We start from the raw sequence: 4,607 nt of genomic DNA, 5'->3' as shown, positions 1-4,607 counted from the left end.
CGGGCTGTGAGGATCAGTTCCGGATTGGCGGGATCTTCCTCCAGCTTGGCCCGCAGCCGGGAGATATGCACGTCCACCACCCGGGTGTCCACATGGCGTTCAGGGGTGTACCCCCACACCTCCTTGAGAATCTCGGAGCGGCTGAACGGTTCCCCCGACCGGCTCACCAGCAACTCCAGCAGACTGAACTCCATCCCCGTGAGACGAATGCGCTCATCCCCCTTGAACACTTGACGCTTGTTGGCGTCAATGTGCAACTGCCCCACATGGATCAAGCCCGAATTCGGCGCCCCTGATCCCGATTCCTTATCAATGCGGCGCAGCACGGAACGAATGCGCGCCTCCAACTCCTTGGGACTGAAGGGCTTGATCACGTAGTCGTCAGCCCCGAGCTCAAGGCCGGTAATGCGGTCCGCCACGTCTCCCAGGGCGGTGAGCATGATGATGGGCACATCGGATTCACGGCGCACCTCCTGACAAACGCCGTACCCATCCAGCTTGGGCATCATCACGTCCAGAACCAGCAGGTCCGGCTGGTGGCGATGGAACAGATCCAGGGCCTCCTCCCCATTGCTAGCGCTATGCACCATGTAGCCAATCATGGAAAGGCGAGCTTCCAGGATTCGGCGGATGCTGGCTTCGTCATCCACAATCAGGATTTGCTCCTTTGACTTGCTGCCAGTAGACATGGGCAGAATTTATGCTTGCTTAACAATCTGAGGCGGTGGATGGGGGGCACAAGCGTAACCTGGGCAGGCCGCTATTTTTCTTTACAAAGAGGATCGCCAGTCCCCATGGAGCGCCCCCCATCCATCCTCCGTCGCTGACGTGCCTCGCGTTCAGCCGGTCTACCGTTGCCAGGCCTGTGGTTCCCAGGCCCACCAGTTCTTTGGCCGTTGCCCCTCCTGCGGCGCCTGGAACACCCTGGTTGAGGAGTCGCCCCCGGCCCGCTCCCTCGCATCGCAGCGGGGCCAGTCATCCTCAACCGCGCCCCGTTCCCTGCCCATGGCGGCGGTGGAGCCCATGGCCGAGGTGCGCATCGGCACGGGCTCCGGTGAACTGGATCGGGTGTTGGGGGGAGGGCTGGTTCGGGGGTCTCTGGTGCTGGTTGGCGGTGATCCCGGCATTGGCAAATCCACCTTGCTGCTCCAGACCGCCCACCACATGGCGCGACAGGTAGACGTTCTCTACGTGGGTGCGGAGGAGTCGGCCCAGCAGATCCGGCTGCGCTGGTCACGGTTGTGTGGTTGCCGTCCGGAGGCGCCCCCCCACGACCCCGGCAGCGCCGCGGGATTGCGGCTCCAGGCGGAAACCGATCTGCACTTGGTGCTGCAGGAACTGGAAAGTCTGGCTCCGGATGTGGCCGTCATTGACAGCATTCAAGCCCTCCACAACCCGGACCTCAATTCCCCGGCGGGCTCGGTGGCCCAGGTGCGGGATTGCGCAGCGGCCCTGCGGCAATTGGCCAAGACCAGGGACATTGCCACGCTGCTGGTGGGGCACGTGACCAAGGAGGGAATGCTGGCCGGCCCCAAAACACTGGAACATCTGGTGGATGCGGTTCTGAGCTTCGAGGGAGACCGTTTCGTGAACCACCGTCTCTTGCGGTCCCTGAAAAACCGTTTCGGCGCCACCTTCGAGTTGGGGGTCTTTGAAATGGAGGAGAGGGGGTTGGCGGAGGTGGCCAATCCCAGCCAACTGTTCTTGAGTCAGGGGGAGCCCACCAGCGGCGCCGCCGCCATTGTGGCGTGTGAGGGCACCCGTCCCCTGGTGGTGGAGTTGCAGGCCCTGGTGAGTCCCAGCAGCTACGCCAGCCCGCGCCGCGCCGCCACGGGCATTGCCGTCAACCGCCTTCATCAGATCCTGGCGGTGCTGGAAAAGCAGTTGGGGCTTCCCCTGTCCCGCTTTGACTGCTACCTGGCCGTTGCCGGCGGTCTGGAAGTGGCTGAACCGGCGGCAGACGTGGGGGTGGCGGTGGCGGTGGTGGCCAGCCATCGGGACCTGGTGGTTCCCCCCGGCACCCTGTGCATTGGCGAATTGGGGTTGGGCGGTCAACTGCGTCCCGTGGCTCGGATGGAGCAACGGCTCCAGGAGGGACAACGCCTGGGGTTTCACCGGGCTCTGGTTCCCACTGGCAGCGAGATCACCCCCCCAGCCGCCATGACCGTCATCCAGGCGGGGACCATCCGCCAGGCACTGACAGCCGCCCTGCAAAACGATCCGACCGCGGCGGATTCAATGGAGGACGGGAATGTACGTCAAGTGTAAGAGAGAAAGGGCTGAATCGTATAGCTGACGGAGCATTTTCAGGATCAGAAGATTCTATGGGGTTTCAGGAAGGTGACGGCGGCCCGGACGCCCCCGTCAGCGCCCCTGGCGCCCGGTGGCCGCCAGTTGGACCCGACCACCACCCTTGAGATGCCCTTGGCCAGTGGCCATCTCTCCCTGGCGGTGAGCAGGAGCGCCCAACCGGGGCGCCGCTTGGTGATTGGATCAATGGTTCGGCAAGCGGTCCCGTAGCAGGCTGGCCACATAGCGCCGTGCTTCCTGGGGGTTGCCGCCAGCCAATTGGGCCAATTCCTCTTCCCGAGCCGCCAGGGTGGCCAGCGCCGTAACCCGGGTGCGGGTGCGCCCCCCCTCCATGTGCTTACTCACCCGGAAATGGTGATCGGCCCGGGCGGCAATCAGGGGCTGGTGGGTGACGCAAAACACTTGATGACACCGTGCAAGACGGTGCAGAAGCTCGGCCATGGCGGCGCTGACGCGACCACTCACACCGCTGTCAATCTCGTCGAACAACAGGGTGACAGGGAGATCCGTCCTGGCAAGACAGGTTTTCAAGGACAGGAGGAAACGGGACATTTCACCGCCGGAGGCCACGTCCCCAAGCGGGGCCATGGTTTCACCGGGATTGGCGGAAAAGAGGAAGCACACCTCCTCGCTGCCATGCTCCGTGGGGGGCCGAGGCTTCAGTTCTACGGCAAAGCGCATCTGCTCCAGTCCCATGGGTCTCAGCACGGCCATGAGATCAGCCACAAGACGATCCGCCGCCTGCTGCCGGCATTGGCGCAGTTCTCCACAGGCCTGGCAAAGCCGGTCATGGGCAGCCCGTTCCTCCTGCTCAACCCGCTGTTGCCGCGCTTCCCAATCCAGCTTCGTCGTGGCCCCTTCCAGTTCATCCCGGCGGCGGATCAACTCCGCCAGGCTGTGGCCGTACCGTCGCTCCAGGCGTTGAAGCTGGGCGATGCGCTCCTGAAGATCGGCCAGGGCCAGAGGCTGGCTCTCCAGTTGCTGGCCATAGTCTTGCAGCGCCAGAGCCACGTCCTGCACTTGGTCCCGGGCCTGTTGAAGGCGTTGCAGGAGCGGCTCAAGGGTGGGGTCAACGGCAACCAGGCCCCGTAACTCCCCCTCCGCCTGCCCAAGCAGGTCCAGGGCCGACCCCTGCCCGGGCAACGGCTCCTGAAGGTTCTGCACCACAGCCCAACTGCCCTGTTGCAGGCGCAAGGCATGGGCAAGCCGATCCTGGCTCCGTTTCAGGGTCGCCAACTCCTGGGGATCCTCCAGAGCCCCCTGGCGCAGATCCACGAGCATCCGGGCATTCTCCTCCCAACCCTGTTGAAGGGCCGTCCGTTCCGCCTTGAGGCGGTCCAGGGCAGCGCGATGGCGAACCCATGTTTCATGGGCCGCCGCCACCAGGCGGCGGGCTTGTTGATGGCCGCCATCCCCAAAGCCGTCCAGCCAACGGCGTTGCTGAGACGGGCGCCCCAACCGCTGGGTTTGCCCCTGAACCGTCAGGTCGATGAGCAACGGCCGCAACTCCAGAAGGGTCCGACGGTTGACGCTGATGCCGTTAATGCGTCCGCGACTGCTGATCCGTTCGCCACGACGAAACAGTCGGCGGGTCACCACCAGTGCCGACGGCGGCTGCCCCAAGGCTCCAAGGCCCCGCTGCTCCAGCAGAAGCGAGGCCCCCCCATGGGGGGCAAACCGGCCTTCAATCCGGGCTTGGTCCTGGCCATGGCGCAGCAGGTGTCTGGGAACCTCGGCCCCCAGCAACACGTCCAGGGAATCAAGGAGCAAGGATTTGCCGGCTCCGGTTTCACCGGTCAGCACGGTCAGCCCAGGGGAAAACTCAAGGTCGAGAGCGTCAATCAGAGCAACGTTGTCCAGCTTCAGCGCCAGTAGCACAGGCGCAAGGGCAATGGATGCCCAAGGATAATCCCATGGCCGCCAGCAGCGGCTCTTTAGAGTTTCCTAGGATTGTCTCCATCCCCGCGTCGACCGGACCAGGCCGTGACCAGTTTGTCCAGATCCGCTCCAGCAAATGACAACGGCCATCCGCAAGACGTCCTTGGCGCCGCCGATCTCAATCGCTACGATCCCGAAGCCGTGGCCAGACTCTATCGTGGTCACCCCCGGCAATTGCTACGGCGCCTCTGGCAGACGCTGGTCCCCATCGGGGCTTTCCTTCTGACTGTGCTCATGGACCGGCTCACCGGCGGGTTGCGCCAGGAGGACCAGGTGCGTCAGCGGGGCCGCCAGTTGTGTGAGCTTCTCACCGAACTGGGACCCGCCTTCATCAAAGCCGGTCAGGCCCTGTCCACCCG

The 4,607-nt window shown here is 64.3% G+C and carries 3 protein-coding genes and 1 pseudogene; 2 read left to right on the top strand and 2 right to left on the bottom strand.

The window, feature by feature from the left end; all coding sequences use genetic code 11:
* The coding region (gene rpaB, locus BG35_RS0106760; protein WP_025782237.1) for a response regulator transcription factor RpaB at window positions 1–689 on the bottom strand (689 nt) is incomplete at its 3' end.
* Window positions 690–828: 139 nt separating this feature from the next.
* Between rpaB and radA the strand changes: the two genes are divergently transcribed.
* Window positions 829–2,268: a DNA repair protein RadA gene (gene radA / locus BG35_RS0106755; protein WP_025782236.1), complete on the top strand. Its 1,440-nt coding sequence runs from the start codon at window positions 829–831 to the stop codon at window positions 2,266–2,268.
* 225 nt (window positions 2,269–2,493) lie between these two features.
* On the opposite strand, the gene recN is transcribed toward radA, so the two are convergent.
* Window positions 2,494–4,188 carry a DNA repair protein RecN gene (gene recN, locus BG35_RS0106750; protein ID WP_025782235.1) on the bottom strand — a complete coding sequence of 565 codons (1,695 nt, stop codon included), beginning with the start codon at window positions 4,186–4,188 and terminating at the stop codon, window positions 2,494–2,496.
* Window positions 4,189–4,293: 105 nt separating this feature from the next.
* On the opposite strand from recN, the pseudogene BG35_RS10760 reads away from it, so the two are divergent.
* Window positions 4,294–4,607: pseudogene (locus BG35_RS10760) on the top strand (hypothetical protein); the annotation flags it as partial.

Source organism: Candidatus Synechococcus spongiarum SH4 (assembly GCF_000586015.1).
Classification (GTDB): Bacteria; Cyanobacteriota; Cyanobacteriia; order PCC-6307; family Cyanobiaceae; genus Synechococcus_B; species Synechococcus_B spongiarum_F.
The sequence above is the reverse complement of the archived record's forward strand: the minus strand, read 5'-3'. Positions and strand labels throughout refer to the sequence as shown.